Genomic DNA, 1,742 nt, shown 5'->3' on the forward strand with positions numbered 1-1,742 from the left:
AGTCGGATCCCGCGGTCGTCGGGTTGCTCGGGTGCGGAGTGATGGCGGGTCTCGGTGCGGCCATGAACACCGGCAACGTTTCTCGCGGTGATTCGGTGGCCGTCATCGGATGTGGCGGCGTCGGCGACGCGGCCATCGCGGGCGCCCGTCTGGCCGGGGCGACGACGATCATCGCGGTGGACCGCGATCCGGGCAAGCTCGAGTGGGCGAAGGATATCGGTGCGACGCACACCGTCGACGCCTCGAAGGTCGATGCAGTCGAAGCCGTGCAGGAATTGACCGATGGCTTCGGGGCCGACGTCGTGATCGACGCGGTGGGACGGCCCGAGACGTGGAAGCAAGCGTTCTACGCGCGCGACCTGGCCGGCACGGTGGTGTTGGTGGGCGTGCCGACGCCGGACATGCAGCTGGAGATGCCGCTGATCGACTTCTTCTCGCGCGGTGGATCGCTCAAGTCGTCGTGGTACGGCGATTGCTTGCCGGAGCGCGACTTCCCGATGCTGGTCGATCTGTACGAGCAGGGTCGGTTGCCGCTGGAGAAGTTCGCGACCGAGCGCATCGGGATCGAGGACGTCGAGGCCGCGTTCTCGGCGATGCACAAGGGAACAGTTCTGCGTTCGGTCGTCGAACTGTGAGTATGCGAGTGGAGAAGGTCGTCACATCGGGAACGTTCGCGCTCGACGGGGGTGAATGGGACGTCGACAACAACATCTGGCTTATCGGGGACGACAGCGAGGTAGTGATCGTCGATGCTGCACACAACGCCCGTCCGATCATCGACGCGGTAGCCGGCCGAACGGTCAGGGCGATCGTCTGTACACACGGACACAACGATCACGTCACGGTAGCCCCTGAACTGTCCGCGGAACTCGACGCGCCGATACTGCTGCACCCGGCCGACGACGTGCTGTGGGAACAGACACATCCAGGTATCACGCACGCCGTTCTCGAAGACGGACAGCGGCTCTCGGTGGCAGGGACGGAGATCCTTGCGCTCCACACCCCGGGTCACTCGCCGGGGTCGACCTGCCTGTACCTGCCCGAAGCCGGCCAGCTCTTCTCCGGGGACACCTTGTTCTCCGGCGGCCCCGGTGCAACGGGGCGTTCGTACTCCGACTTCCCGACCATCATCGGCTCGATCCGGGAACGTCTGTTCGCATTGCCTGCCGAGACGAAGGTCAACACCGGGCACGGCGACGGAACCAGCATCGGTGACGAATCGCCGCATCTCGAGGAATGGATCGCTCGCGGAAACTGATTCGGGTCAGCGTGCCTAACGTCCGGTTCCACACATCGGTGAGAGGGTGGAACCGGACATCTGCAACTTGCCGTGTGTTTCGTTTGGAGGATCTTCCGTGCTGCGCCGCTCTACTTTCTGGTCTCGCCCGACTCTTCTCGTGATCGGACTGGGCGCTGCGTTGGCACTTGCCGGGTGCGGCTCCGATGTGGCGGGTACGCCCGCGCCCGTCGGTCAAGGGGATGCGTCCGCGACGCCGAGCGATGGCGACGATCTCGACGCTCTGCTCATCGATCCGTCGGTGTTCCCGCCGTCGTACGACGCCATCGTCCTGCCACCGCAGGCAATTGCGCAAGCATCGCCGGATCTCACGGGCATTCCGGCCGGAGCCGAGGTGTCGCCCGCAGGATGCAAGCCGAAGGACGTACAACCCGGCTCGGCATCGATGATCGTGGGTACGGACAACGCCAATCGAGCCACGATCTCGGTCGAGCTCATCTCGGTG

At 64.9% G+C, this 1,742-nt stretch carries 2 protein-coding genes and 1 pseudogene; all 3 read left to right on the forward strand.

The features are described from left to right. On the forward strand, positions 1–635 hold a 635-nt coding region (locus A2J03_RS16225; RefSeq protein WP_156520420.1), incomplete at its 5' end, for a zinc-binding dehydrogenase. Positions 636–637: 2 nt separating this feature from the next. Beyond that, entirely contained in the window at positions 638–1,258 is a 621-nt protein-coding gene (locus tag A2J03_RS16230) for an MBL fold metallo-hydrolase (protein ID WP_068375858.1), read from the forward strand. A 97-nt stretch (positions 1,259–1,355) separates the two neighbouring features. Continuing rightward, positions 1,356–1,742: pseudogene (locus tag A2J03_RS16235) on the forward strand (sensor domain-containing protein); the annotation flags it as partial.

It is taken from the genome of Rhodococcus sp. EPR-157, from assembly GCF_001647195.1.
In the GTDB taxonomy this organism is placed as follows: domain Bacteria; phylum Actinomycetota; class Actinomycetes; order Mycobacteriales; family Mycobacteriaceae; genus Rhodococcoides.